The sequence below is a fragment of the Isoptericola sp. Y581 genome (genome assembly GCF_059445475.1).
The window spans coordinates 40,176-65,336 of sequence record NZ_JCAIUK010000012.1; the positions used below are offsets into that span (position 1 = coordinate 40,176).

General features: G+C 72.6%; 23 protein-coding genes. 13 read left to right on the plus strand and 10 right to left on the minus strand.

Annotation, left to right across the window (positions count from 1 at the left end; genetic code table 11):
- Nucleotides 1-142: 142 nt before the first annotated feature.
- The gene (locus tag AC1C2W_RS18925) at nt 143-1,561 is read right to left on the minus strand and encodes a hypothetical protein (RefSeq protein ID WP_495414001.1); all 1,419 of its coding nucleotides are present in this window, start codon (nt 1,559-1,561) and stop codon (nt 143-145) included.
- A 1,161-nt stretch (nt 1,562-2,722) separates the two neighbouring features.
- Between AC1C2W_RS18925 and AC1C2W_RS18930 the strand changes: the two genes are divergently transcribed.
- From AC1C2W_RS18930 to AC1C2W_RS18940, 3 genes are all read left to right on the plus strand, one after another.
- Nucleotides 2,723-3,841, plus strand: a complete 1,119-nt coding sequence (locus tag AC1C2W_RS18930; RefSeq protein WP_495414002.1) for a serine hydrolase domain-containing protein — start codon at nt 2,723-2,725, stop codon at nt 3,839-3,841.
- Nucleotides 3,842-4,041: 200 nt separating this feature from the next.
- Complete coding sequence (locus AC1C2W_RS18935) at nt 4,042-5,346, plus strand: aminoacyl--tRNA ligase-related protein (RefSeq protein WP_495414003.1); 1,305 nt, start codon at nt 4,042-4,044, stop codon at nt 5,344-5,346.
- 65 nt (nt 5,347-5,411) lie between these two features.
- Nucleotides 5,412-6,122 carry a Type 1 glutamine amidotransferase-like domain-containing protein gene (locus tag AC1C2W_RS18940; protein ID WP_495414004.1) on the plus strand — a complete coding sequence of 237 codons (711 nt, stop codon included), beginning with the start codon at nt 5,412-5,414 and terminating at the stop codon, nt 6,120-6,122.
- Between the two features lie 52 nt (nt 6,123-6,174).
- On the opposite strand, the gene AC1C2W_RS18945 is transcribed toward AC1C2W_RS18940, so the two are convergent.
- The gene (locus AC1C2W_RS18945; protein ID WP_495414005.1) at nt 6,175-7,662 is read right to left on the minus strand and encodes a DUF2809 domain-containing protein; all 1,488 of its coding nucleotides are present in this window, start codon (nt 7,660-7,662) and stop codon (nt 6,175-6,177) included.
- A 124-nt stretch (nt 7,663-7,786) separates the two neighbouring features.
- Here AC1C2W_RS18945 and AC1C2W_RS18950 point away from each other — a divergent pair, with 124 nt between their 5' ends.
- A complete protein-coding gene (locus AC1C2W_RS18950; protein WP_495391226.1) occupies nt 7,787-9,385 on the plus strand; it encodes an ABC-F family ATP-binding cassette domain-containing protein in 1,599 nt (532 codons plus the stop codon).
- Here AC1C2W_RS18950 and AC1C2W_RS18955 read toward each other — a convergent pair.
- The 3 genes from AC1C2W_RS18955 to AC1C2W_RS18965 are packed head-to-tail and all read right to left on the minus strand — an operon-like array spanning nt 9,358 to nt 11,119.
- Entirely contained in the window at nt 9,358-10,374 is a 1,017-nt protein-coding gene (locus AC1C2W_RS18955) for an SURF1 family cytochrome oxidase biogenesis protein (protein WP_495414006.1), read from the minus strand. The genes AC1C2W_RS18950 and AC1C2W_RS18955 overlap by 28 nt on opposite strands.
- On the minus strand, nt 10,371-10,619 hold the full coding sequence (locus AC1C2W_RS18960; RefSeq protein ID WP_495391228.1) for a hypothetical protein: 249 nt from the start codon (nt 10,617-10,619) through the stop codon (nt 10,371-10,373). The genes AC1C2W_RS18955 and AC1C2W_RS18960 overlap by 4 nt, the downstream gene beginning before the upstream one ends.
- Complete coding sequence (locus AC1C2W_RS18965; protein WP_495414007.1) at nt 10,619-11,119, minus strand: DUF3099 domain-containing protein; 501 nt, start codon at nt 11,117-11,119, stop codon at nt 10,619-10,621. Before AC1C2W_RS18965 ends, AC1C2W_RS18960 begins: the two co-directional genes overlap by 1 nt.
- A 168-nt stretch (nt 11,120-11,287) precedes the next feature.
- Here AC1C2W_RS18965 and fabG point away from each other — a divergent pair, with 168 nt between their 5' ends.
- From fabG to AC1C2W_RS18980, 3 genes are all read left to right on the plus strand, one after another.
- Nucleotides 11,288-12,061: a 3-oxoacyl-ACP reductase FabG gene (fabG, locus tag AC1C2W_RS18970; RefSeq protein ID WP_495391230.1), complete on the plus strand. Its 774-nt coding sequence runs from the start codon at nt 11,288-11,290 to the stop codon at nt 12,059-12,061.
- An 82-nt stretch (nt 12,062-12,143) separates the two neighbouring features.
- Nucleotides 12,144-12,908, plus strand: a complete 765-nt coding sequence (gene fabI, locus AC1C2W_RS18975; protein ID WP_495391231.1) for an enoyl-ACP reductase FabI — start codon at nt 12,144-12,146, stop codon at nt 12,906-12,908.
- A 48-nt stretch (nt 12,909-12,956) separates the two neighbouring features.
- The gene (locus AC1C2W_RS18980) at nt 12,957-13,508 is read left to right on the plus strand and encodes a SixA phosphatase family protein (protein WP_495391232.1); all 552 of its coding nucleotides are present in this window, start codon (nt 12,957-12,959) and stop codon (nt 13,506-13,508) included.
- Nucleotides 13,509-13,512: 4 nt separating this feature from the next.
- Here AC1C2W_RS18980 and AC1C2W_RS18985 read toward each other — a convergent pair whose 3' ends face one another.
- The 4 genes from AC1C2W_RS18985 to glgC form a co-directional block, all read right to left on the minus strand.
- Nucleotides 13,513-14,088 carry a cysteine hydrolase family protein gene (locus tag AC1C2W_RS18985; protein WP_495414008.1) on the minus strand — a complete coding sequence of 192 codons (576 nt, stop codon included), beginning with the start codon at nt 14,086-14,088 and terminating at the stop codon, nt 13,513-13,515.
- Nucleotides 14,085-15,512 carry a purine-cytosine permease family protein gene (locus AC1C2W_RS18990; protein WP_495391234.1) on the minus strand — a complete coding sequence of 476 codons (1,428 nt, stop codon included), beginning with the start codon at nt 15,510-15,512 and terminating at the stop codon, nt 14,085-14,087. The genes AC1C2W_RS18985 and AC1C2W_RS18990 overlap by 4 nt, the downstream gene beginning before the upstream one ends.
- 65 nt (nt 15,513-15,577) lie before the next feature.
- Nucleotides 15,578-16,312: a phosphoserine phosphatase SerB gene (gene serB, locus AC1C2W_RS18995; protein WP_495414009.1), complete on the minus strand. Its 735-nt coding sequence runs from the start codon at nt 16,310-16,312 to the stop codon at nt 15,578-15,580.
- Nucleotides 16,305-17,549, minus strand: a complete 1,245-nt coding sequence (gene glgC / locus AC1C2W_RS19000; protein ID WP_495391236.1) for a glucose-1-phosphate adenylyltransferase — start codon at nt 17,547-17,549, stop codon at nt 16,305-16,307. Before glgC ends, serB begins: the two co-directional genes overlap by 8 nt.
- Before the next feature lie 124 nt (nt 17,550-17,673).
- Here glgC and glgA point away from each other — a divergent pair, with 124 nt between their 5' ends.
- Nucleotides 17,674-18,900 (plus strand): glycogen synthase, encoded by a 1,227-nt coding sequence (gene glgA, locus AC1C2W_RS19005; RefSeq protein ID WP_495391263.1) that lies wholly within the window; start codon nt 17,674-17,676, stop codon nt 18,898-18,900.
- 13 nt (nt 18,901-18,913) lie between these two features.
- Here glgA and AC1C2W_RS19010 read toward each other — a convergent pair whose 3' ends face one another.
- Complete coding sequence (locus AC1C2W_RS19010) at nt 18,914-19,696, minus strand: Rv1486c family protein (protein ID WP_495391237.1); 783 nt, start codon at nt 19,694-19,696, stop codon at nt 18,914-18,916.
- Between the two features lie 88 nt (nt 19,697-19,784).
- Between AC1C2W_RS19010 and AC1C2W_RS19015 the strand changes: the two genes are divergently transcribed.
- From AC1C2W_RS19015 to AC1C2W_RS19035, 5 genes are all read left to right on the plus strand, one after another.
- Nucleotides 19,785-20,582 carry an ABC transporter ATP-binding protein gene (locus AC1C2W_RS19015; RefSeq protein WP_495391238.1) on the plus strand — a complete coding sequence of 266 codons (798 nt, stop codon included), beginning with the start codon at nt 19,785-19,787 and terminating at the stop codon, nt 20,580-20,582.
- A 114-nt stretch (nt 20,583-20,696) separates the two neighbouring features.
- Nucleotides 20,697-21,176 carry an NfeD family protein gene (locus AC1C2W_RS19020; protein ID WP_495391239.1) on the plus strand — a complete coding sequence of 160 codons (480 nt, stop codon included), beginning with the start codon at nt 20,697-20,699 and terminating at the stop codon, nt 21,174-21,176.
- 112 nt (nt 21,177-21,288) lie between these two features.
- Nucleotides 21,289-22,476, plus strand: a complete 1,188-nt coding sequence (locus tag AC1C2W_RS19025) for an SPFH domain-containing protein (protein WP_495414010.1) — start codon at nt 21,289-21,291, stop codon at nt 22,474-22,476.
- 160 nt (nt 22,477-22,636) lie between these two features.
- Complete coding sequence (locus AC1C2W_RS19030) at nt 22,637-23,392, plus strand: TetR/AcrR family transcriptional regulator (RefSeq protein ID WP_495414011.1); 756 nt, start codon at nt 22,637-22,639, stop codon at nt 23,390-23,392.
- On the plus strand, nt 23,392-25,143 hold the full coding sequence (locus AC1C2W_RS19035; RefSeq protein WP_495414012.1) for an ABC transporter ATP-binding protein: 1,752 nt from the start codon (nt 23,392-23,394) through the stop codon (nt 25,141-25,143). The genes AC1C2W_RS19030 and AC1C2W_RS19035 overlap by 1 nt, the downstream gene beginning before the upstream one ends.
- Nucleotides 25,144-25,161: the final 18 nt, after the last annotated feature.

Consider the following 25,161-nt stretch of genomic DNA (forward strand, 5'->3'; position numbering starts at 1 on the left):
GAGGCCTGCCGAATGCTGATGCTCGGCCGGGAACATTCGTGATCTATGGCTCATGGAAGTGCCATCGATGGGCCACCCTGGAAAGAGTATGAACGCCGTGGTGAAGAGTTCAGTGCCCTGAAACTGATCTGCCATCGACGCGTTAAGAATCGCCGCTTTCGTTTGGCTCGTCATCGACGAGGTTGAGGATTCGTTGGACCTCCTGGGTCAGGTCCAATGGTGCCGTAATGGGCACGTTGAGTTCGCCGGTGTAGACATCGTGGTGGTCGCGTGCCGTGATCTCCCAGGTGCCGTGTACGGACGCCATCTCGGGGTCCTTGACGACGAGGACGTACTCGGTTTCGTACTCGAAGGGCTTCCGGGGGCGTAGGTCCCCAATATCCAGTGTGAGGTCGATAGAGCCAGAGTTGCGCAAGTCGAGGGGAGACGGGGGTGTCAGGACGGGCGCGTAAGTCGAGTTCGGGAAGGTATACCCGCCTGGCATCTGAAGCCAGCTTGCTTTCTTCGGCCCCCAGATCTCAGGCAGCTCGGGAAGCTGCAGTTTTCTCCGGGAGATGCGCTTGGTGCCGGTCCAGTCGATGCCGAAGACGTCGCCCGCGAGGTGAATCTTGAGCTCGACGCCCTCGAAGTAGGTCTTCTCGCGATTCACCACGCGGATCGCGAACGGTGCCAAGTAGATTCCCGCCATGTGGTCCAAAGCATTCGGCCACGCACCTTCGAACTGGTCGATCCACTCGTCGATCTCGGCTCGGTACTGCTCCTCGGAGCGCTTGTCTGGTTCCGTGAAACCGCTCAGGGCGCCGAGCATCTTCGTGGAGTCGAGCATCTTCATGATGTCCCGCGCAGCGGGCTCTGGCTGCGGGAGGGCGCGCAGCAGCCGGCGCTGAACAACCGAGACGTACTCGTGGAGTGTCGCCCGGTCGTCCACGACGATCTGGGTCGCCTCGCCCTCGATCAAGACCTCGAGGTCGACCGCCAGTCGGGCGCCGGTCGCAGCACGACGTTGCAGCTCCTTGATCTCTCCCGACTTCGCCTTGCGCGTCTCACCGTCCGTCCTGACGTAGATGTCGCCGTCAAAGATCCCGTCGCCGTCCCTCTGGCACGGGTACGCGTCACGCCCCCACTCGGGCGGGTCAACGACGAGGAGTAGCACCTGCTTGTCCGTTCCGGCTACTGGCACCCGCATGAGATCCCAGCCTGGACCGTCAGCCCCGATGAATGGTGCGACGGCCTTCTCGATATCGAGGGTCTCGATGAACGGAAGACCGACCAACGTGTGATCCACGACCCCGATCACCATGATGGCATGGCCCTCGAACGCCGCCGCAGCCTTGTCGGGCATTCGGTTTGCGGCGCCCAGGATGAACTTGATCAGTTTTGCCTTGTCCTTGGAGCTCCGCAGGTCGAGGTCACCCTTGATCTCCAAGTAGTGCCGCTCGAGTCGGTCATCCCCAGCAACTACTGCTTCCACGAGCGAGCGGGCCGCGCGCTCGCCCAGAGGTGCGCGTGAGGTGTCGATGGACGGAACTACCGTCGGGTCTACTCTCTCGCTGGCTGACACGCCCGCGCCCCTCTCGTCGTGCTGCTGACCTGCCGTAACAGTAGGGGTCGCTACCGACATCGCCGGAGGCCGTGCGTCCGAGAATCGGCCTCGCGCACGTGAGCTCCGACGTACCGGATGAGTACGTCGACCCCGCCGCCGGCTGGGCCGCCGTACATGCCACGTCACGCCGGGGGCGCGCCCCGTCCGAGACGGGGCCGAAGGGCTCCACAGAACAACGACGTCGCTGTCGGGCCGTCAGATCTGAACCGACACCACATCGCGGTCGGGCGGGACCGTCTTGGGCAGGGTCGCCGTAGACTCGTAGCGAGACACCGGCTTGGTCGAGATCAACGCCCCGCTCGCTCGTGCATCGACGGGCACGCGGGGCACTTACGGGGCGAAAACTCTCGGCTCGGTTCGGCTCGGCGAGGCTCGGTCGGTCTCAAGAAGTGAACACCCAGGTCATCGGCCCTGTTCGGGTTGCATCGGTCGCTTCTGGTTCGGTCCGGCTCGGAGCCGGAGAGGCCAGAGGGTCGCTGGTTCGTATCCACCGCCCAACCCAACCCGGGCCGCCCGCAGGCAACGGTTTCGTGCAGTGAGCCCGACCGTCGTGACCGAAGGGTGCGAATACTCGGCTCGGCCAACAGGCCTAGCATGGCTGGCCGCTGTCGCCACAACGTAGTGGTGATCGACGTGAGCGCGATCTTTCCTATCGACGCGCGTGTGGCGCGTTCCCAATCGCGATGCTCAGCGGTCCGATCGAGGCCCGCTCGCCTAGTCGCCGACCGCTTCGCTCCGGCCGCGGACGCTGGGGGCAGCGGGCTGATGGCCCAGTCGGTTTCGGTCGTCGGTAGGCTTGTGTCGTGGCTTCGTGGCCGCACAACAGATCTCGACGACAGTCCCGTCGGGGTACCGCAACCTTGCACTCGCGGGGGCGCGCGCTCCTTCCCCCATGGTTCCCCCACAGCCTCGCAGCTCACGGTGAAACCGCAGGTGGATGAAGGTTGTATCGTTCAACGTCTGACCGACACGCGCGCGATGTCGCGCACGCGCAGGCCTCGCTCTCCTGGAGAGCGAGGCCTGCGGCGCGTCCGCGGGCGCCGGGCGCCGGTGATGGCAGCCTCGAGGTCGATCTCGTTCCGCCCGTCGTCTGCCTGATCCGCCCACGAACGGAGCCCCATGGCCAGCGCCCGGCGGCGCCGGCGTGGCCGCGCCGCCGCGACCGCCGTCCTCGTCGCGGGCGCGGCGCTGCTCGGTGGCTGCGGGCCGGGCGGACCCGAGTCCATCGGGCCCTTCCTCGACGACGCCCTGCCGGAGGGATCGAGCGGCACGCTGGTGGCCGCCGTCGGGGACGACCTGGTGCGCTGCGAGGGCTGGGGCGAGTCCGACCGCGAGCAGGGCGTCGCGGCCGGCTGCGACACCGTCTACGACATCATGTCGATGACGAAGCAGTTCACGGCGGCTGCGGTGCTGGCGCTCCAGGATCAGGGCGCCCTCGACCTGGGCGACCCGATCTCGCGCCACCTGGACGGCGTCCCCGCCGACAAGCGCGCCGTCACCCTCGAGCAGCTGCTCACCCACACCGGCGGCTTCGTCGACTCGCTGGGCGAGGACGACGAGCCGCTGACGAAGCCGGAGTTCCTCCGCCGGGCGCTCTCGTCCGAGCTGCAGTCGGAGCCGGGCTCGGCGTACCTCTACTCCAACGTCGGCTACAGCCTGCTCGCGGCGGTCATCGAGTCGGCGTCGGGCGCGTCGTACGAGCGGTACCTGGCGGACCGGCTCTTCGCCCCCGCCGGCATGGACGCCACGGGGTATGTGCTGCCGGCATGGGATTCGGCCGACGTGGCGGTCGAGTACGACGCCTCGGGCGACGCCCAGGGGAGGCCGCAGGAGCATGCCTGGGCCGACGACGGGCCGTACTGGAACCTCCGCGGCAACGGTGGCCTGCTGTCCACCGCGCGCGACATCTACCGGTGGCACCTGGCGCTCGAGGGCGAGCGGGTCCTCGACGACGCCGCGAAGGCGCAGCTGTTCGAGCCCCGGGTCCTCGAGGAGCCCGGCGGCGACACGTTCTCCGGCTACGGCTGGGTGGTGCGCAAGTCCGATGACGGCCTGGTGACCTGGCACAACGGCGCCAACGACTGGTCGTACGGCGAGATCGAGCGCGTGCCCGAGCAGGGCACCCTGGTCTTCTGGATCACCAACCAGGCCCGCAGCGACGACGGGGGCTGGGATCTCGAGGACCTCGGCCCGGACGTCACGGACGGTGTCACCGCGCGGCTGCTGGCGGGTGGCTGACGACGCACCGGCTGCACGGGCGGCGGACCCGGGGCGTAGGCTCGCCGCATGCGCGGCAACCAGGTCACGACGACGCCGGACACCTCCGGCGCCCGCTGACCGCTGCACGCACCAGCACCCAGGCCCCGGAGCTCGCTCCGGGGCCTTCGTCGTGCCCGGTGCGGCTCCCCTCTCGAAGGAGCACTGTCATGAGCCCCGTCATGAGCACCCCCTCCGCCCCGGAGTCCGCTGGACCCGCGGGGCCCGTGGGGCCCGCGGGGCCCGATCATCGGGATCTCGCCCGCGCCATGGGGATCTTCACCACCAGCCCGCTCGTCGGGCCCGGCCCGCCGCTGTGGCAGCCGGCCGGCGCCGTCGTCCGCCGGGAGCTCGAGCAGCTCGGCGAGGACATCGCGCTGGCGGGCGGCTGCGAGCCGGTCTACACCCCCGTGCTGGGCAAGCGATCCCTTTTCGAACGCTCGGGGCACTGGGCCAAGTTCGCCGACGACATGTTCCCCGCGCTCGACGACGGCAGCGACGACCCGCTCGTCCTGCGGCCGGCCAACTGCCCGCACCACGCGCAGCTCTACGCGTCCGAGCCGCGCAGCCACCGGGACCTGCCGGTGCGGTACCACGAGGTCGGGGCGATGTTCCGCGCCGAGCGCTCGGGCGTGCTCAGCGGGCTGTCGCGGGTGCGGCAGATCAACCTCGACGACACCCACGTGTTCTGCCGCCCGGACCAGGTGGACGACGAGGTCGGCGCCGCGCTCGACGCGGCCGTGCGCGTGTTCGGCATCCTCGGCGTCGAGATCGACCACGTCCGCCTCTCGCGGCGCGACGGCTCCGGGCGATGGCTCGGCAGCCCGGACCGCTGGGCGGACGCGGAGGAGCGGCTGAGGGCGGTCCTCGGGTCCGCGGGGCTGCCCTGGGCGGACGGGCCCGGCGAGGCGGCCTTCTACGGGCCGAAGCTCGACGTGCAGGTCCGCGACGCCCGCGGGCACGAGGAGACCGTCGCCACCGTGCAGGTCGACTTCAACCAGCCGGAGCGCTTCGACCTGGGCTACACCGCGGCGGACGGGTCGCGGCAGCGGGTCGTGATGATCCATCGCGGCACCGTCGGCTCGATGGAGCGGATGGTCGCGTTCCTGCTCGAGCAGCACGGCGGACGCCTGCCGCACTGGCTGGCGCCGGTCCAGGTGTGCGTGCTCCCGGTGGGCGGCGCCGACGCCGGCGGCGTCGTGGACGAGCTCCGCCGGGCGGGGGTGCGGGTGCGGCTGGAGGCCGAGGGATCGCTGGGAAACCGGATCCGGCTCTCCCGCGACCGGCGCGATGCGCTGCTCGCCGTCCTGGGCCCGCGCGAGGCGGCGGCGGGCGACGTCGCCGTGCAGGACCCGGCGACCGGGGCACGTGCGACCCTGCCGGTGGCGGAGCTGGCGCGCCGGGCGGCGGCGGCCTCCGCTCGGCGGGAGGGGCACGTGCCTCTCGCGGCCGCCGCGTCGGCCCGGGGGGATGCCGCTCAGGGCTGATCTACTCGGTCGCCTGCTGCCCAATGTGGTGGTCGCCGACGGCGGCGGCCGCTAGGGTCCCGGTCATGATCGGTACGGTGCTCGCCCTCGGTGGCGGCGGCTTCTCGATGTCCGACGACGGCACGTCCGCCCTCGACGACCATCTCCTCGACCTCACCGGCAGGTCCAACCCCAGGGTGTGCTTCGTGCCGACGGCGAGCGGCGACGCCGACGTCTACTCCCGGCGCTTCGAGGACGCCTTCGCCGGCCGCGCCCGGACCTCGGTGCTGTCGCTGTTCTGCCACGAGCCCTGGGGCTACGTGAGTCCGGAGATGCTGCTCGAGCAGGACGTCGTGTACGTCGGCGGCGGGTCGACGGCGAACCTGCTCGCAGTGTGGCGGCTGCACGGCCTGCCGGACCTGCTGGCGAAGGCCGCGGCGAACGGCACGATCCTCGCCGGGATCAGCGCCGGGATGAACTGCTGGTTCGCCGGCTCGTCGACCGACTCCTTCGGCCCGCTCGCCCCGCTGGACGACGGGCTCGGGTTCGTCGCGGGGAGCGCGTGCCCGCACTACCTGGGCGAGCCCGAGCGCCGGGACGCGTATCTCGGCTGGGTCGGCGCCGGGGTGCTCGACGGCGGGTACGCGGTCGACGAGTACGCGGCCGTGCGGTTCCAGGACGGCCAGCTCGTCGAGGCGGTGTGCGAACGGCCGGGACGCCCGGCCTACCGGGTGGAGCGGGACGGTGACCGCGCGACGGAGACCGCGATCCCGGTGCGGTACCTCGGCGCGGGGTGAGGTCCGCAGCCGTCGGTCCTCGTTGGTCCGCTTCGGTCCTCGTCGGTCCTCGTCAGTACTCGGTCGGGGTCTCCACCGACTGCCAGTGCCACGGCTCCGGGAGGCGGCCGTCCGGCTCGGCCCAGTCGGGGTGCGCCCAGCCGAACGGCTCGGCGTGCTTCTTCAGCCAGGCGTACCGCGCGCCGTCGAAACCCTCCGGGCCGACGCTGATGTCGACGGCGGTGCCCAGGCCGTGGTTCGAGCAGCCGGGGGGCGCGGCCAGCGGGTTGGGGTCGTCCGGGTTGTACACCTCGACCTGCTGGTCGTAGCTGCGGTACGCGGAGTTGACGGTGAGGTGCCGGCCGAACTCGGCGCGATAGGCGTCGTCGAGCGCGACGAGCCCGTCCAGCACGTCGGCACGCACCGAGTACTGCGGCGCCCACGGGATCGGCGCGAGCTTCTTCTGGGCGAGATTCCCGGCCTCCGGGAACCAGACCTGGTCGGGTTCGGGGCAGACGACGGCGTCCTGGGCGGTCATCAGTTTCGTGGTGGCGCTCTCGACCTTGCCGGCCTGCGCCGCCAGGCTCGCGGCGGTCGCCTCCACCTCCGCGAGGCCCGCCGCGTCGAGGCGGTCGTCCCCGGCCGTGGCGACCACGTCGTCGGCCGCCTCGAGGGCCGTGCGCAGCGCGGACCTGACGGCCTCGTCCGCGCCGCGGCCGTCGTCGTCGAGCTTGTCGGCCGCGGTCAGCACCTGCTCGGCGCGGCCGGTCGTCGGCGTGAGGGCGTCGCGCGACTCGACCGCCTCGGCGCGCGCGAACGTCAGGCGCGACTCGTCCACGCCCGCGACGTCCCGCTCGAGCCGCTCGCGCGCCGCCGTGGCGTGCCCCGGCAGCCGGTCGAGGAGCGGCCTGGAGGCCAGCACGGCCCCGGCGTGGTCGATCGCGGCGGCGAGCTCGGTCCGGACGGCCTCGTCGGCGACCCGGTCGGCGGAGTCGTCGAGCGCGGCCTGCGCGACGGTGACCTGCGCGGTCAGGTCGCTCGACTCGGCCCGCACGGACCAGGCGACGCCGCCGCCCGCCACGACCAGCGCGGCGACCAGCACGAACGGCACCGCGATCAGCACGCCCCGCCGGCGGCCCCGCACGCGCACGTGGCGCAGCGACCGGTCGACCGTGCGCGCTCCCGGAGCGGCGAGGGCGAGCAGCAACCCACCCGCGGCTGCGCCGAGCGCGTACCACGCCAGGTCCTGCGCGCCGAACGTCGTGCCGAGCACGAACCGCGCGAGGGGAAAGCGGTCCAGCACCATCGTCGGGACGTCGCTGAGGTGCGACAGCGCGATGGCCGCGCACACGACGAGGGCGAGGCCGGCGGCCACCACCGGCCTCGTGCGCGGGCGCACCAGCGCCACGAGGAGGACGAGGAGCGTGGCGTAGAGGGAGTCCCCGAGCGGGCCCCCGACGGTCTCGGGCAGCACTTCCCGGCCGCCGAGGCCGACGAGGACCACGACGACGGCGAGGATCGCCGCCGTCGTGCGGGGGACGCGGGGCGCCGGGGTGGTCACGGGGCGGATCTTATCGACCGAGGGTGTGTGGATCCTGGGGGTGTGACCTATGTCGTCGTCGGATCACCCGGGGCGGACTAGACTTGCCTGTGCCTCCCACCCTCTTTTGAAGGACACCCCTGCCTTGATCACCGCCCACGGCGTCGAGCTGCGCTTCGGCGCCCGCACCCTGCTGCACGACGCCACGTTCCGCATCGCCCCGGGCGACCGCATCGGCCTGATCGGCCGTAACGGAGCGGGCAAGACGACGCTCACCAAGACGCTGGCGGGCGAGTCCCAGCCCACGAGCGGGCAGATCACCCGGGGCACGGACATCGGCTACCTGCCGCAGGACCCGCGCACGGGCGACCTCGACGTCGTCGCGATGGACCGCGTGCTCAGCGCGCGCGGGCTGGACCGCATCGTCGCGCAGATGCGCGAGACCGAGGGCCTCATGGCGTCGGCCGACGCCGGGACGCAGGAGGCGGCGCTGGAGCGCTACCCGAAGCTCGAGGCTCGCTTCGTCGCCGCCGGCGGGTACTCCGCCGAGTCCGAGGCGCACCGCATCACCAGCAACCTGGGCCTCGACGACCACATCCTGGCCCAGCCGCTGCACACGCTCTCCGGCGGCCAGCGCCGCCGCATCGAGCTCGCCCGGATCCTCTTCTCCGGCGTGGACACGCTGCTCCTCGACGAGCCCACCAACCACCTCGACGCCGACTCGATCCTGTGGCTGCGCGACTACCTCAAGTCGTACAGCGGCGGGTTCGTCGTGATCAGCCACGACGTGGACCTGCTGCGGGCCACGGTGAACAAGGTCTTCCACCTGGACGCGAACCGCGGCGAGCTCGACCAGTACAACCTGGGGTGGGACGCGTACCTGAACCAGCGCGAGCAGGACGAGCGGCGCCGGCGCCGCGAGCGCGCCAACGCCGAGAAGAAGGCTGGTGCCCTCTTCGCGCAGGCCGACAAGATGCGCGCCAAGGCGACCAAGGCCACCGCCGCGCAGAACATGATGAAGCGGGCCGAGCGGATGATGTCGGGCCTCGAGGGGGAGCGGCGCGCCGACAAGATCGCGCACCTGCGGTTCCCGAAGCCGGCCCCCTGCGGCCGCACCCCGCTCACCGCGGAGGAGCTGTCCAAGAGCTACGGCTCGCAGGAGGTCTTCGCCGGCGTGGACCTGGCGATCGACCGCGGGTCGCGGGTCGTCATCCTCGGGTTCAACGGCGCAGGCAAGACGACGCTGCTGCGCATCCTCGCCGGGGTGGAGAGCTCCGACACGGGGCGGGTGGTGCCGGGGCACGGGCTCAAGGTCGGCTACTACGCCCAGGAGCACGACACCCTCGACATGGACGTCACCGTGGTCGAGAACCTGCGCCACGCCGCCCCGGACCTCACGGACACGCAGGTGCGCTCCGTGCTCGGGTCGTTCCTGTTCAGCGGGGACGACGCCTACAAGCCGACCCACGTGCTCTCCGGCGGGGAGAAGACCCGCCTGGCGCTCGCCACCCTCGTGGTCTCCAGCGCCAACGTGCTGCTGCTCGACGAGCCGACCAACAACCTGGACCCCGCGTCGCGCGCGGAGATCCTCGGCGCGCTGAACACCTACGAGGGCGCCGTGGTCATGGTCACGCACGACGACGGTGCGGTCGAGGCGCTCGAGCCCGACCGCGTGCTGCTCCTGCCGGACGGCGACGAGGACCTGTGGTCGGCCGACTACGCGGAGCTCGTGTCCCTGGCCTGATCGGCCCGATCGGCCTGATCGGCGGCGGCGTCCAGGAGGGCATCCTCGTACTCCTCGTCGACCCGTCGGCGCCGCGGGCGGTGGGGGCGCACGGCTGAACCGCTCGTGCTCCCCGTGCCCTCCTCGCCGTCCGGACGGTCGGGGTCCCCACCCTGCGCGGCGAGCAGGTCGCCCGCGGTGACGCGCACCGGCTGGCTCTCGCGGCGCCACAGCAGCAGGTAGCCGCCCAGCGCGCCGAGCGCGAAGATGCACCACTGCACGGTGTAGCTCAGGTGCGAGCCGGGGTCCGTGTCCGGCTCGGGCAGCGCGCCGGGGGTCGTCGCGGCGGCCGGGTCCTCGCTGCGTAGCTGCCCGTACGCGCCGACGGTGGCGCCCTGCGCCCAGCTGGCGCCCTGGTCTCCGGCGGCGAGCACCTGGCCGGTGTTGATGGCCTGCACCTGGCCGGCCGGAGTGCCCCGGTCCGACACCGGCTCGTCGGCCCGCATCGTGAGGGTGACCTCGACCGGACCGCTCGGGGGGTCGGGGACCGACGACGGGCTGCTCGCGTCCTCGTCGAGCAGCACGAACCCGCGGTCGACGACGAGCACCAGCGGCGTCCCGTCGTCGGCGGTCGTCTCGAGCGGGACGAGCACGTGGAAGCCGGGCTGCCCGCCGACGGGGCGGTTGCGCAGCAGCACCGTGTCCTCGGGGCGGTAGGTGCCGGTGACCACGGCGGGCTGCCAGACGTCGTCGTCCGCGAGCGTCGCACCAGGGGCTGGCAGGAGCTCGTCGAGGGCGACCGCCTCGCCGGAATAGTTCGCCTTGACCAGGTCGATCTGCGCCTCACGGTCGGTGTAGCGATGCCACTGCCAGACGGCGGCGAGGATGCACAGCGCGGCGAGCAGCACGACGCCGAGTCCGAGGGTGATCCACTGGCGGCGCGTGCGGGGCGCGGCGGGCCCGGCAGGCTCTGTGTCCTGCGGGGGCGCGGGGGAGGGCGACGTGGTCACGCGCGGTCGGGCCCGTGGTCGAGTGCGGCGACCGGGACGGTCTGCTTCCAGAACGAGCGCGACCCGAGGAACTGCTCGAGGTGCTCGCGGTGGGCGTCGCACGCGAGCCACACCTTGCGCCGCTCGGGGGTGTGCAGCTTGGGGTTGTTCCAGAGCAGCCCCCAGCTCGCCTCCTCACGGCAGCCCTTGGCGGAGCAGATCAGCTCGCCGGCGACCGGGTCGGCGCCGATCCCGAGCACGTCCATCAGCGGTTCTCTTCCTTGTCGTCGGGGTGGTCGTCGGCTTCGTCGTCGGCGTTGTCGTCGGGCTTGTCGTCGGGCTTGTCGTCGGGCTTGTCGTCGGCCTCGTTGTCGACGATGCGGTGCACGACGCCGTCGCCGTCCTCGCCCGCGGAGACGGTCGGGGCGGCGGCGAGGGCGTCCGGCGCGACGCCGGTGACGGGCGAGGTGTCGTAGGAGACGCGGTCGCGCCCGGCGTTGGCGAAGAGCACCGCCGAGTAGGGCAGGACGACGGCCGCGGCCACGAGCACCAGGCGGATCCAGGTCTCTTCCACGAGGACCGCGCCGATGAAGCAGAGGATTCGGATCCCCATCTGCACGAGGTAGCGCCGGGTGCGGCGCGCCTGGTCCTCGGCCAGCGACTCCGGCGCGCTGGTGATCGAGGGGACCACAGCGGGGTGGTCCGCCGGGCGGTGCCGGTCCCCGGACGGGCGCGGACCGGGAGGGGTCGCGCGGGTGTCGCTCACCCGGCCAGTCTACGGCGGCGGTGAACCCGCCAGATCCCTGGGCGCGGCCCCGCGTTGTAGGGATCCGACAAACCGCCGTGACGACGTGTGACGCACCGCGACCCCGTGCGCGGCCCCCGGCGGGGTAGCGTCACGTCAGCCATCGACCGCCACCGCCGAGGAGATCCCTTGACCGCCGCACCCGCCACCGAGCCCACCGCGGAGCCCACCGCCGGGACCACCGCCGGTCCCGACCGGAGCGGCAGGGTCGTCGTCGTCACCGGTGCGGCCCGGGGTATCGGCCGCACCATCGCCGAGCGCTTCGTGGCGGCCGGGGACACGGTCGCCACCCTGTATCGGAGCGGCGACCTGCCCGCCGGCGTGCACGGCGTCGTCGCCGACATCACCGACACGGCGGCCGTCGACGCGGCGTTCGCCGAGATCGAGAAGACCCTCGGCCCGGTCGAGGTGCTCGTGGCCAACGCGGGCGTCACCCGCGACCAGCTCCTCATGCGCATGAGCGACGAGGAGTTCGAGACCGTCGTGGACGTCAACCTCACCGGCACGTTCCGCTGCGTGCGGCGCGCGTCCAAGGGCATGATCCGGGCGCGCAAGGGCCGCATCGTGCTCGTCGGCTCGGTCATCGGCCTCTACGGCGGGCCGGGGCAGGTCAACTACTCGTCGTCCAAGGCGGCCCTCGTCGGCATGGCCCGGTCGATCACCCGTGAGCTCGGCGGCCGGGGCATCACGGCGAACGTCGTCGCGCCGGGCTTCGTCGAGACGGACATGACCGCGGCGCTGCCCGAGGCCACCCAGAAGCAGTACAAGGCGTCGATCCCCGCCGGGCGCTTTGCCGCGACCGAGGAGGTCGCGGGCGTCGTCGAGTTCCTGGCGTCCGACGCGGCGGCCTACGTCTCGGGCGCCGTCATCCCGGTCGACGGCGGCCTCGGCATGGGTCACTGACAAGCACAGGTCACTAGCAAGCACCGACACCGGCACGCCGCCACTCGTTACGCTCGTTCACCAGCACAACCGGAAGGTCATCATGGCTCTGCTCGACGGCAAGAAGCTCCTCATCACCGGCGTCCTGACGGACAGCTCGATCGCGTTCCACGCCGCCCGCCTCGCCCAGGAGCAGGGGGCCGAGGTCGTCCTCACGTCCTTCGGCCGCCAGATGAAGCTCACCCAGGCGTTCGCCAAGCGGCTGCCCACGACGGCCCCCGTGGTCGAGCTCGACGTGACCAGCGAGGAGGACCTCGCCGCCCTTCCCGAGCGCGTCAAGGAGCACACCGACGGGCTGGACGGTGTCGTGCACTCCATCGGGTTCGCCCCGCAGTCCGTCATGGGCGGCAACTTCCTGTCGGCCGAGTGGGGCGATGTCGCCACGGCGCTGCAGGTCTCCACCTACTCCTACAAGTCGCTCATCGAGGCGGCCCGTCCGCTCATGTCCGGCGGGGCCTACGTGGGGCTCACCTTCGACGCGACGTTCGCCTGGCCCGTATACGACTGGATGGGCGTTGCGAAGGCCGGGCTGGAGTCCGCCAACCGGTACCTGGCCCGCGATCTCGGGCCCCACGGCATCCGGTGTAACCTCGTCTCGGCCGGGCCCATCCGCACCACGGCCGCGAAGTCCATCCCGGGGTTCGCGACCATGGAGGACGCCTGGCCGCAGCGGGCCCCGCTCGGCTGGGACCAGACCACCGCGGAGCCGGCTGCGCGCGCCGTCGTGGCACTCCTCTCGGACTGGTTCCCCGCCACGACCGGTGAGATCGTCCACGTCGACGGTGGTGTGCACGCGATGGGTCAGTGACCGGGCGACGCCGGCCACGGCCACGGACAGACCTGTGGGACGGAGCGCATGAGAGCGGTATCGCAGGCCGACGGCGACACGCCGACGTGGCGGCTGGTGCTGCTGCGGCACGCCAAGGCGGAGTCGGCCAAGACCGTCCTGACCGACGACCGTCGGCCCCTGGCGCTGAACGGGCGTAAGCAGGCGAGCCGCGTCGGCACGGCGCTCACCGCGGCCGGGCTCGTGCCCCGGGTCGCGCTCGTGTCCTCCGCGCTCCGCACGCGCCAGACGTGGGAGCTGGCGTCCGTCCACCTCGACGGCTCCGCCGCGACCAAGGTCGAGGTGCGCGACGAGCTCTACGAGGCCACCGTGCGCGACGTCCTCGGCCTCCTGCGCGAGGTCGAAGAGTCCGCGCGCACGGTGCTCGTCATCGGGCACGAGCCGACCATGGCAGCGACGGCGGCCTACCTCGCCGCCGACGACTCCGAGCCCGCGGCGCTCGCGCAGGTTCGCGTCGGGGTCCCGACGGCCACCTACTCCGTGCTGGAGTCCGCCGTGCACCCGTGGTCGGAGTGGGGCCACGGCACCGCCCGCCTGGTGCACGTCGGCCGGCCGTCTTGATCGGTCATACCGCGCCGCGGCCCTCGAGGCTCGCGAGCACGTCGTCCACCGTCGTGACCTCCACGAGCGGCGCATAGAGGCGCATCGCGTCCAGCGCGCGGTCGTGGTCCCGGTCGCTGGCCCCGGCGCATGCGTCGGCCACCACCCGCACCCGCCGTCCCGCGTCCGCGGCGGCGAGCACGGTGGACAGCACGCAGCAGTCGGTCGAGACGCCCGCCACCACGAGCTCCGCGGCGCCACGCGTGGCCGCGGAGAGGCCGGGCCCCCACTTGCCGAACGTCGTGGCGGTGACGACGGGCGCCCCCGCGGGGTCGAGCCCGTCGGCGAACCCGTACAGCGGGTCGTCCGGGGGCACCAGCGCGAACGGCCACAGGTCGAAGTACTCCCGCCACGCGCCCTCCGGGTCGGCGGGTGCCACGTACCGCGTCCAGACGGCGCGTCCGGCGAACGCGGGCAGCAGGCGCCGCAGCCCGGCGGCGGCGGCGGCGAAGCCGGGTGCCGCCCACGGGCTGCCGGGCCGGGCGAAGATCACCTGCATGTCCACCACGACGAGCGCGGCCCCGCCCTCCCCGACGGTCACGCCGTCGCCTCCTGCCGCCGGACGGCGCGCGCCGAGAGCGCGAACGTGACGAGCAGGCCGAGGGCGAGGGCGACGAGCACGCCGAGATTGGCCCCCGCCCACTGCCCGTCCCGGCCGCCCAGCCCGAGCGGCCCCAGCAGGTAGCCCTGCCAACCGAGCCATCCGGCGTAGGTGTTGGTGACGAGGCCCCACCCGATGCCGGTGGCGGCCACGACGAGCAGCACCGCGGACCAGCGCACGCTCCCGTACCGCCCGCGCCGGTCGGCCAGCTCGGCGTCCGCGTAGTCGCGACGTCGGAGGGCGATGTCCGCGAGCAGCACCCCGCACCAGGCGGCGATCGGCACGCCGAGGGTGATGAGGAAGCCCTGGAAGGGGCCGAAGAACTCGTCGGCGACGAAGACCACGTAGGCGGCGCCGAGCACCATGAGGACGCCGTCGATCGCGGCGGCGACCCAGCGCGGGGCCGGCAGGCCGAGGGAGAGCAGCGCCAGCCCGGACGAGTAGATGTCGAGGGCGGCGCCGCCGATCAGCCCGGCCAGGGCGACGATCATGAACGGGATCAGGAACCACGAGGGCAGCAGGGTGGCGAGCGCGCCGATCGGGTCGGCGCCGATCGCGTCGGCGAGGGCGGGGTCGGAGCCGGCGAGCAGCAGCCCGGCGACCAGCAGCAGCACCGGGGGCAGCGACGCGCCGAACGCCGTCCAGCCGACGACGCCGGGCCCGGACGCCGAGCGGGGCAGGTAGCGCGAGTAGTCCGCGGCCATGTTCACCCAGCCCAGCCCGAACCCGGTCATCATGAAGACCAGGCCGCCGATCACCTGCGGCGCCTGCCCTGGCGGGATCGCGGCGACGGTCGCCCAGTCGACGTGGCCGGCGACGAGCACCACGTACACCACGGTCAGCACGGCCGTCAGCACCGTGATGACCTGCTGCAGCCGCATCACGAGCTGGAAGCCGAAGATCCCGGCGGCGACCACGACGAGGGACACGACCGCCAGCGTCACGACCTGCGTCACGGTGCCGCCGCCCCATCCGAGCTCGCCGAGCACGGTGGCGGTCGCGAGCGTCGCGAGCGACACCAGCACCGTCTCCCACCCGACGGTGAGGATCCACGAGAGCAGCGACGGCAGCCGGTTGCCGTCGACGCCGAACGCCGCGCGGCTCAGCACCATCGTGGGCGCCGACCCCCGCCGCCCGGCCAGCGAGATGAACCCGCAGCACAGGAACGACAGGACGATCCCGACGACGCCCACCACGACGGCCTGCCAGAACGACACGTCGAACGCGAGCAGGTAGGAGCCGTAGCCGAGGCCGAGCACGGAGACGTTCGCCGCGAACCAGGGCCAGAACAGGTCGCGCGGGCGCCCGTGCCGTTCGGACTCGTCGATCGTGTTGAGCGCGTTGGTCTCGACCGTGGTCGCCATGGCCCGATCCTCGCCCCGGGAGGGCGCCTCCCGCCAGGGGTTTCTCCGGATCCGCCCGGGCGGGGTCAGCCGTCCGCGGCGCGCCCGGCGGCGGCGTCCACCTCGTCGATCACCTGGAGCACGGCGTCGAGGCGCGGGCCGTCGACGCTGAAGGGCGCCTGGGCCCGGACGACCGGCTTGGCGGCGAAGGCGATGCCGATGCCGGCGACGTCGATCATGTCGAGGTCGTTCGCGCCGTCGCCGACCGCGACGGTGTCGACCATCTCGAGACCGCACTCGTGCGCCCACCGGCGCAGGGTCGCGGCCTTGTCGGCGCGGTCCACGACGGGGCCGACCGTGCGGCCGGTGAGGACGCCGTCGGCGATCTCGAGCCGGTTGGCGCGCCAGCGAGGGATGCCGAGCGACGTGGCGATCGGCTCCAGGATCTCCGCGAAGCCTCCGGACACGAGGCCGAACTCCCAGCCGCGGCGGGAGACCTCGGACACGAGGTCCGCGGCCCCAGGCATGAGCACGACGGCGTCCCGCACGGCGGCGAGCGCCTCGACGGGCACGCCCGCGAGCGTGGCGACGCGCTCGCGCAGCGAGCCGGCGAAGTCGAGCTCGCCACGCATGGCGCGCTCGGTGACGGCGGCGACCTGCGCGCGGGTGCCGGCGTGGTCGGCGAGCAGCTCGATCACCTCGGCGGTGATGAACGTCGAGTCGACGTCGGTCACGACGAGGCGTCGGGGCCGGGTGCCGCGCGCGGCGGCGTCGGACGGGGCGTCAGGGGAGCCGGCGGGGGAGGGAGCGGGATCAAGCAACGACTGTGCCCTTCGGGACGACGGTGATCCCCGACGCGGAGACGGTGAACCCGCGGGCCCGGTCCTCCTCGTGGTCGACGCCGACGCGGGCACGCGCGCTCACCACCACGTTCTTGTCGAGGATGGCGCGGTGGACCTGGGCGTGGCGCTCCACCTGGACGTCGTCCATCACGACGGCGTCGGTGACGGTGGCCCAGGAATGCAGGTGCGTGCCCGGGGACAGGATGGACCCCGCGACGGTGGCGCCGGAGATGAGGACACCAGGCGAGACGATCGAGTCGGCGGCGTGGCCGAGCCGGCCCGCCCCGGCGTGCACGAACTTGGCGGGCGGCAGCCCGGTGTACCCGGTGTGCAGCGGCCAGTCCTGGTTGTAGAGGTTGAACACGGGCTGCACCGCGATGAGGTCGGTGTTGGCCTCGAAGAAGGCGTCGATCGTCCCGACGTCGCGCCAGTAGTCCCGGTCGCGGTCCGTGGAGCCGGGGATCTCGTTGCGGATGAAGTCGTACACGCCTGCCGTGCCCTCGGCGACGAACGCCGGGATGATGTCGCCGCCCATGTCGTGCCGGGAGTCCGGGTCGGAGGAGTCCTTCGTGACGGCCTCGACGAGCGCGTCCGCGTCGAACACGTAGTTGCCCATGGACGCGAGCACCTCGGTGGGGGAGTCGGGCAGGCCGACCGGGCTCTCGGGCTTCTCGAGGAACTCGGTGATCCGCCTCGGGTCGTCGCGGTCGACCTCGAGGACGCCGAACTGGTCCGCCATGGCGATCGGCTGCCGGATCGCGGCCACCGTGGCGCGTGCCCCCGAGTCCACGTGCGACTCGACCATCTGGGAGAAGTCCATCCGGTACACGTGGTCGGCCCCGACGACGACGACGATGTCGGGACGCTCGTCGTCGATGATGTTGAGGCACTGATAGATCGCGTCGGCCGAGCCGAGGTACCAGTGCTTCCCCACCCGCTGCTGCGCCGGCACCGACGACACGTAGTTGCCCAGCAGCGCGGACATGCGCCACGTCTTGGAGATGTGGCGGTCCAGGGAGTGTGACTTGTACTGCGTCAGAACGACGACGTGCAGGTAGTGCGAGTTGATGATGTTCGACAGCGCGAAGTCGACGAGCCGGTAGATGCCGCCGAACGGGACGGCCGGTTTGGCCCGGTGCGCGGTGAGCGGCATGAGGCGCTTCCCCTCGCCGCCGGCGAGGACGATCGCGAGCACGCGGGGCTGGGTCGACGCCATGCCTCGACCCTAGGGCGTCCGTGCCGGGCGTGCCCCGCGACCCGCCCGATCCTCGCCCCCGGTCGGGCACCCCGCTAGGGTCGGCCGCGTGAGCACCCCGCAGAGCCCCCCGCAGGGGGCGCCCCTGACGGTCGACCTGCTGACCCGCGAGTACCCACCGCACGTCTACGGCGGCGCCGGGGTGCACGTCGCGGAGCTGTCCGCCGTGCTGCGCCGGCACGCCGACGTCCGGGTCCGCTGCTTCGGCGGGCCACGCACGGGCGACGCCGGCGAGGCCGACGTCACGGGTTACGACGTCCCCGCGGAGCTCGCGGGCGCCAACCCGGCGCTCGCCACGCTGGGGGTGGACCTGACGATGGCCCGCGACGTCGCGGGCGCGGACCTGCTGCACTCGCACACCTGGTACGCCAACCTGGCCGGGCACCTGGGCGGGCTGCTGCACGGCGTGCCGCACGTCGTGACCGCGCACTCGCTGGAGCCGTTGCGGCCCTGGAAGGCCGAGCAGCTCGGCGGCGGGTACGCCCTCTCGTCGTGGGCGGAGCGGACGGCGTACCTCGGCGCCGCGGGCGTGATCGCCGTGTCCGCGGGCATGCGCGCCGACATCCTGCGGGTCTACCCCGAGCTGGACCCGGCGCGGGTGCACGTGGTGCACAACGGCATCGACCTCGGCGGCTGGGCGCGGCCCGCCGCCGGCGACCCGGGGGCCGAGCGGGTGGTGCGCGACCTGGGCATCGACCCCGAGCGCCCCGCCGTGGTCTTCGTCGGGCGGATCACCCGCCAGAAGGGCCTGCCCTACCTGCTGCGCGCGGCGGCCCGCCTGCCGCGGGAGGTGCAGCTCGTGCTGTGCGCCGGCGCCCCCGACACCGAGGAGCTCCTGGCCGAGGTACGCGGTCTCGTCGCCGACCTGCGGCGCGCTCGCGGCGGGGAGGGCGATGCGGGCGTCGTGTGGATCGAGCAGATGCTGCCACGCCCGGACCTGGTCGCCGTGCTCGCGGCGAGCACGGTCTTCGTCTGCCCGTCCGTGTACGAGCCGCTCGGCATCGTCAACCTCGAGGCGATGGCCGTGGGGCTGCCCGTGGTCGGCACGGCCACCGGCGGCATCCCGGAGGTGGTCGACGACGGCGTGACCGGCGTCCTCGTCCCCATCGAGCAGGCGGACGACGGCACGGGCACGCCGCTCGACCCGGACCGGTTCGTGGCCGACCTCGGCGCGGCACTCCTGCGCGTGCTCGAGGACCCGGCGGCCGCCGAGATGGGGGCAGCAGGACGGCGACGTGCCGAGGCGCGGTTCACCTGGGACGCCGTGGGGCGGCGGACCCTGGACGTCTACCGGTCCGTGCTCACGGGCTGAGGGTGACTGAGGGTCACGCGGGGGTCGCGCCGTGCGTCGCGGCGCTGAGGGCGTGCCGCGCGGTGCGTTCCACCTCGCGCAACGCCGTCTGACGCTGGTCGGACTGCCACACGTTCACCGCGCCGCCGTCGTCGACGGTCGCGAGGTCGACGATCGTCAGGAGCCGGGTGGCGAGTTCCAGGACGCGCGCCCTGCGCCCGTCGAGCCGGGGCACGGGCCACCCCTCGGTGGTGCTGCCGCGGAGCCGCTCGATCGCGTCCGCCGCGTCGTCGCGCCACCGGGCCACGTCGAGGGCGTCGAGGGCGTCGGTCGCCGTGACGAGGCTCGTGCGCAGGTCGCGCTCGGCGTCGGCGAGGGAGCCGAGGGCGCCCGCCACGAGCGTGGACCACGCGGGCACCGGCCGCACCTGCCATGCGACGAGGTGCCCGGGCTCGAGCGCGCTGCCGAACGTGGTGACGGCGGGCACCGCGGCCCACGACCCGGCTGGGGTGGTGACCATCACGCATTCACCGGCGTCGGTCGCCTCGGTGCTCACCGCGGCGGGGACGCCGCCGAGGTCTCCGGGAGCCGGCAGCAGCGCGCACACCTCCCGGGGGCCTTCGAGCCAGGCGGTCACGAGGTCGCGCAGGTCGCCGCCGTCGCCGCCCGTCGAGCCCGACCCGGGCAGCCCGACCACGGCGTGCGGCTCGTCGTCGCCCTGGACGCTGCGCACCACGACCCCTGGCGCCGCGCCCGCCGTCTGCAGCCAGAGCGCGAGCACGACGCTGCGCGGCAGGACGTTCGGGTCGGTCTCCACGGGCTCACAGTAGACGTCCGGGCGGGAGGGTTGCAGGGCGGACCGGGAGGTCCGGGACGCCCGCCCGGCTCGGGTAGGGTCGGGCCTCATGAGCGCCGTTCTCGACCTGCAGGGCGTCACCGTACGACGTGGCACCACCACCATCCTCGACGGCGTGGACTGGCAGGTGAACGAGGGTGAGCGCTGGGTGATCCTCGGCCCCAACGGGGCGGGCAAGACGACGATGCTGCAGATCCTCGCGGCGCGCTCGCACCCGACCGCCGGGACGGCCGAGCTGCTCGGGGAGCGCCTGGGGCACGTGGACGTCTTCGAGCTGCGGCCGCGCATCGGGTTCTCCTCGGCCGCTCTCGCGGACCGCATCCCCGGGCACGAGACGGTGCGCGACGTCGTCCTCACGGCCGCCTACGGCGTGACCGGTCGCTGGCGGGAGACGTACGAGGAGTTCGACGAGCAGCGCGCCAAGGACCTGCTCGCGGCGTTCGACGTCGCCGACCTGGTGGACCGGCACTACGGGACGCTGTCCGAGGGCGAGCGCAAGCGGGTGCAGATCGCCCGCGCACTGATGACGGACCCCGAGATCCTGCTCCTGGACGAGCCCGCGGCCGGCCTCGACCTCGCCGGGCGTGAGGAGCTCGTCGGCGCGCTCTCCGAGCTCGCGGACGACGCGGCCTCGCCCGTGCTCGTGCTCGTGACGCACCACGTCGAGGAGATCCCGCCCGGCTTCACCCACCTGCTGCTCATGCGGCACGGTGGCATCCAGGCGGCGGGGCCGATCCGCGAGGTGCTCACGGCGGACAACCTCTCGCAGGCCTTTGGGATGCCGCTGATGGTGGCCCACGGCGGGGGCCGTTGGCTCGCGCGTGCGGCGCGCCCCGCCGGTCGCTGAACCGGCTTCCCGCGCCGGCGTAGACTTGGTAAAGTCTGTGCAAAACGCAGTGGCGGGGGCTATGGAGTCCCGGCGACGAACGGTCCCGCGAGGGACCACGAGGCGGAGGTATCCATGGACTCCTGGCTGTGGTGGGTCGGAGGCGCGCTGCTGCTCGCGGCGATCGAGATGCTCTCGCTCAGCCTTGTGCTGATCATGCTTGCGGGCGGCGCGCTGGGTGGCGCGGTCACCGCGGCCGCCGGCGGTGAGCTCTGGCTGCAGATCCTGGTGGCGTGCGTCGTCTCGGCGCTGCTGCTGTTCACGCTCCGCCCGTGGCTGCTGCGCCACCTGCGGCAGCGCCAGCCGCTGATCGAGACGAACGCGGCGGCGCACGTCGGCCGCCCGGCCGTGGTGCTGGCGGAGGTCACGGAGACCGGAGGCCGCGTCAAGCTCGCCGGCGAGGTCTGGAGCGCGCGCCTCGAGGACGACGGCATCCCGAACTCGACCGGGCGCGTCCCCGTCGGCGCCGAGGTGCGCGTCGTGCGGATCGAGGGGGCGACCGCGGTGGTCGCGCCCGTGGCGACCTCGCACGAACAGCCCGAACACTCCGCCTGAGGCTCCGACGCCGCGGCGCTCGTCGCCGCCGGGGTCGGGCGCTGTGGTGCACGACCCGCCGGACCACCGGCGGCCTCGCTCGATGTCGACAATGTCGACGGAAGGGACCGACGTGTCCGATACAGAACCCGGCACCATCGTGCTCTACGTGGTGCTCATCATCCTCGCGATCGTGCTGATCGTGGCGCTGGCCAAGGCCGTGCGGATCGTGCCGCAGGCGACGGCGCTGATCATCGAGCGCCTGGGCCGTTACAGCAAGACCTTCGAACCGGGGCTGCACCTGCTGGTGCCGTTCGTGGACCGGATCCGTGCGGGCGTCGACCTGCGCGAGCAGGTCGTCTCGTTCCCGCCCCAGCCCGTGATCACGAGCGACAACCTCGTGGTGAGCATCGACACGGTCATCTACTTCCAGGTGACCGAGCCGAAGTCGGCCGTCTACGAGATCGCCAACTACATCACCGGTATCGAGCAGCTCACCGTCACCACGCTGCGAAACGTCGTCGGGTCGATGGACCTCGAGCAGACGCTGACCAGCCGTGACCAGATCAACGGTCAGCTGCGCGGCGTGCTGGACGAGGCGACGGGGCGCTGGGGCGTGCGCGTCAACCGCGTCGAGCTGAAGTCCATCGAGCCGCCGGCGAGCGTGCAGGGCGCGATGGAGCAGCAGATGCGCGCCGAGCGCGACCGTCGCGCCACGATCCTCACGGCGGAGGGCGTCAAGCAGTCGCAGATCCTCACGGCGGAGGGCGAGAAGCAGTCCCAGATCCTGCGGGCGGAGGGCAACGCCCAGGCCGCGATCCTCACGGCCGAGGGCGAGGCGCGCGCGATCCTGCAGGTGTTCGACGCCATCCACCAGGGCGACGCCGACCCCAAGCTGCTCGCGTACCAGTACCTGCAGATGCTGCCCCAGATCGCGAACGGGACCGCCTCCAAGCTGTGGGTCGTGCCCACCGAGTTCACGGCGGCCCTCGGGTCGATCGCCCAGGGCTTCGGCGGCGTGCCCGGCACGCCGGGGATCCCGGCCCCGCCCGCGGACGACGATGCCTCGGGCGCGCAGCGGCCGCGCTCGTCCTCGCTCGGGGAGAGCGCGCTCACCGACCCGGGCGAGGCGCTCGCTGAGGCGCGGCGCCAGGCCGAGGCCGCCACGGCCGACGCGACGAGCGCGGGTACCCGGTCGGGTGCGCCGTTCGACCCGTCTGCGGAGCGTGGCCAGCGCCCCGCCGGCGGTCCGCCGACGCCGCCGACCCCGGGCGCGCAGCCGCGCACGCTGGGCGGGGAGCCGGAGGAGCCGCAGGAGTAGCTCGCCCGTCGCTCGCGCGACGATCGGGCCGAGAGGGCCGTCACCCCCGGGGTGGCGGCCCTCTTGCGTGTCCGAACGCTCCCGCGGCCAGGCGCCTGTTCGTGGGCCGGCCGGAGTAATCCTTTGCGGAGTGAGCGCTCACTCAGTTATGTTGGCCCGCATGATGCCGATTCCGCCTGCTCCGGATCCCGGTGCTGCCGGTCGCGCCGCACCGATGTCGCCCGACGACCGACGTACCGCGATCGCCGAGGCCGTGACGCCGCTGGTCGGCGAGCGTGGCGTCGACGTCACCTCGCGGGAGCTCGCCGAGGCCGCGGGCGTCGCCGAGGGGACCCTCTTCCGGGCGTTCGGCGACAAGTACACCCTGATCGGTGCGGTGGCGGTCGAAGGGCTGCACCGGGCGTCCGGGCCGGACGCCACGCGGTCGGAGCTCGCCGGGATCGATCTCGACCTGCCGCTCGAGGAGCGGCTCGCCCAGGTCATCGAGCTGGGCCGGAACCGCATGACCGACGTCGTGCGCTGGATGGGCGTGCTGCGTGGGCTGCACCACCGCACCGGCGCCCGCGACGAGGCCCAGCCCGAGCACGTGCTCAAGTTTCGCGCCGAGCTCGGCGAGCAGCGCGAACGGCAGCGGCACGCCACGGTGGAAGGGCTCACCGCCGTGCTCGCGCCCGACGCCCACCGGCTCCGGGTGCCCGTCGACGTCGCGGTCGCGCTGCTGGAGGCGAGCATCGCCGGCACCCACGGCCGTGTCGACCACCTCGTGCCCGCGCCATCGCCGCAGGTCGTCGCCGACGCCCTCGTGCACGGCATCGCGCACGACGAACGGCACGAAAAAGGCAGTGACCGCGCCACCGCGGTGCCCGAGAATTCCCCCGGGGTGACCCCCCAGACCCCCCACACCGAGGAAAGCTGATGCTCATCTCCCTGGCGCGGTCCTACCTGCGCCCGTACTCCGGCGCCGTCGGCCTGCTGCTGGTGCTCCAGCTGCTGGCCACGCTCGCCTCCCTCTACCTGCCCTCGCTCAACGCGGACATCATCGACGACGGCGTGACGCAGGGTGACACCGCGTACATCATGCGCGTGGGGGGCTGGATGCTCGTCGTGAGCCTCGTCCAGGTCGTCTGCGCCGTCGGTGCGGTGCTCCTGGGCGCGCGGACCGCGACCGCCCTGGGCCGCGACGTGCGTCGGGACCTGTTCGACTCCGTGCAGGACTTCTCGGCGCGCGAGCTCGGGCAGTTCGGCGCCCCGTCCCTCATCACCCGCACGACGAACGACGTGCAGCAGGTGATGATGGTGGTGCTGATGACCTTCACCATCATGGTGATGGCGCCGATCATGATGGTCGGCGGCGTCATCATGGCACTGCAGGAGGACGTGGAGCTCTCCGCGCTCCTGCTCGTGGTGGTGCCGGTGCTCGGCATCGCGGTCGGCCTGCTGATGTGGCGGATGGTGCCGTACTTCAAGGCGATGCAGAAGCGCATCGACGCGATCAACGGGGTGCTGCGCGAGCAGATCACCGGCCTGCGCGTGGTGCGTGCCTTCGTCCGCGAGCGTCGCGAGTCGCAGCGGTTCGGCGAGACTAACGAGGCCCTGTACGACACGTCGCTGAATGCCGGCAAGCTCATGGCGCTGGCGTTCCCGATGGTCATGCTGATCATGAACGCGTCGAGCGTCGCGGTGCTGTGGTTCGGCGCGCAGCGCATCGACAACGGGCAGATGCAGGTCGGGGCGCTCATGGCGTTCCTCAGCTACATCATGTACATCCTCATGGCCGTCATGATGTCGACGATGATGGTGATGATGGTGCCGCGCGCCGCGGTCGCCGCGGGCCGGATCACCGAGGTGCTCGACACCGAGACGTCGGTCACCGAGCCCCCCGCACCCCTGAGCCTGGCCTCGCTCTCGGGCGGCGACGGGCCGCGTGGAGAGGTGCGGTTCGAGGGGGTCGGCTTCCGCTACCCGGGGGCTGACGAGCCCGTGCTGCACGACCTGACGTTCACGGCCTCGCCCGGCAAGATCACGGCGCTCATCGGCTCCACAGGGTCGGGCAAGACGACGGTGCTCAACCTCGTGCCCCGCCTCTTCGACGTGACCGAGGGGCGCGTGCTGCTCGACGGCGTCGACGTCCGCGACCTGTCGACCGCCGACCTCAGCTCGCTGCAGGGCCTGGTGCCGCAGAAGGCGTTCCTGTTCAGCGGCACGGTGGCCGACAACCTGCGCTACGGCAAGCCCGACGCGACCGAGGACGAGATGTGGGCGGCGCTGGAGATCGCGCAGGCCCGCGACTTCGTCGAGGAGCTCCCGGACGGGCTCGAGTCGGCCGTCGCCCAGGGCGGGACCACGTTCTCCGGCGGCCAGCGGCAGCGGCTCGCGATCGCGCGAGCGGTGGTGCGTCAGCCGCGGGTATACCTGTTCGACGACTCGTTCTCCGCGCTCGACTACAGCACCGACGCGCGGCTGCGCGCCGCGCTGCGGCCGCGCACGCAGGACGCGACCGTCCTCGTCGTCGCCCAGCGGGTGGCGACCATCCGCGACGCGGACCAGATCCTCGTGCTCGACCACGGGCGCATCGTCGGCCGCGGCACGCACGCCGAGCTGCTCGACGACAACGAGACCTACCAGGAGATCGTCACCTCCCAGATGTCCCTCGAGGAGGCGGCATGAGCACCGAGTCTCGAGGAG

Coding starts and splice junctions, on each gene's coding strand:
- AC1C2W_RS18930 (WP_495414002.1), top strand. CDS start 2,723: ATGGCCAGCGCCCGGCGGCGCCGGCGTGGCCGCGCCGCCGCGACCGCC.
- AC1C2W_RS18935 (WP_495414003.1), top strand. CDS start 4,042: ATGAGCACCCCCTCCGCCCCGGAGTCCGCTGGACCCGCGGGGCCCGTG.
- AC1C2W_RS18940 (WP_495414004.1), top strand. CDS start 5,412: ATGATCGGTACGGTGCTCGCCCTCGGTGGCGGCGGCTTCTCGATGTCC.
- AC1C2W_RS18960 (WP_495391228.1), bottom strand. CDS start 10,619: ATGGACGTGCTCGGGATCGGCGCCGACCCGGTCGCCGGCGAGCTGATC.
- fabI (WP_495391231.1), top strand. CDS start 12,144: ATGGCTCTGCTCGACGGCAAGAAGCTCCTCATCACCGGCGTCCTGACG.
- AC1C2W_RS18980 (WP_495391232.1), top strand. CDS start 12,957: ATGAGAGCGGTATCGCAGGCCGACGGCGACACGCCGACGTGGCGGCTG.
- AC1C2W_RS18990 (WP_495391234.1), bottom strand. CDS start 15,512: ATGGCGACCACGGTCGAGACCAACGCGCTCAACACGATCGACGAGTCC.
- glgC (WP_495391236.1), bottom strand. CDS start 17,549: ATGGCGTCGACCCAGCCCCGCGTGCTCGCGATCGTCCTCGCCGGCGGC.
- AC1C2W_RS19015 (WP_495391238.1), top strand. CDS start 19,785: ATGAGCGCCGTTCTCGACCTGCAGGGCGTCACCGTACGACGTGGCACC.
- AC1C2W_RS19020 (WP_495391239.1), top strand. CDS start 20,697: ATGGACTCCTGGCTGTGGTGGGTCGGAGGCGCGCTGCTGCTCGCGGCG.
- AC1C2W_RS19030 (WP_495414011.1), top strand. CDS start 22,637: ATGATGCCGATTCCGCCTGCTCCGGATCCCGGTGCTGCCGGTCGCGCC.
- AC1C2W_RS19035 (WP_495414012.1), top strand. CDS start 23,392: ATGCTCATCTCCCTGGCGCGGTCCTACCTGCGCCCGTACTCCGGCGCC.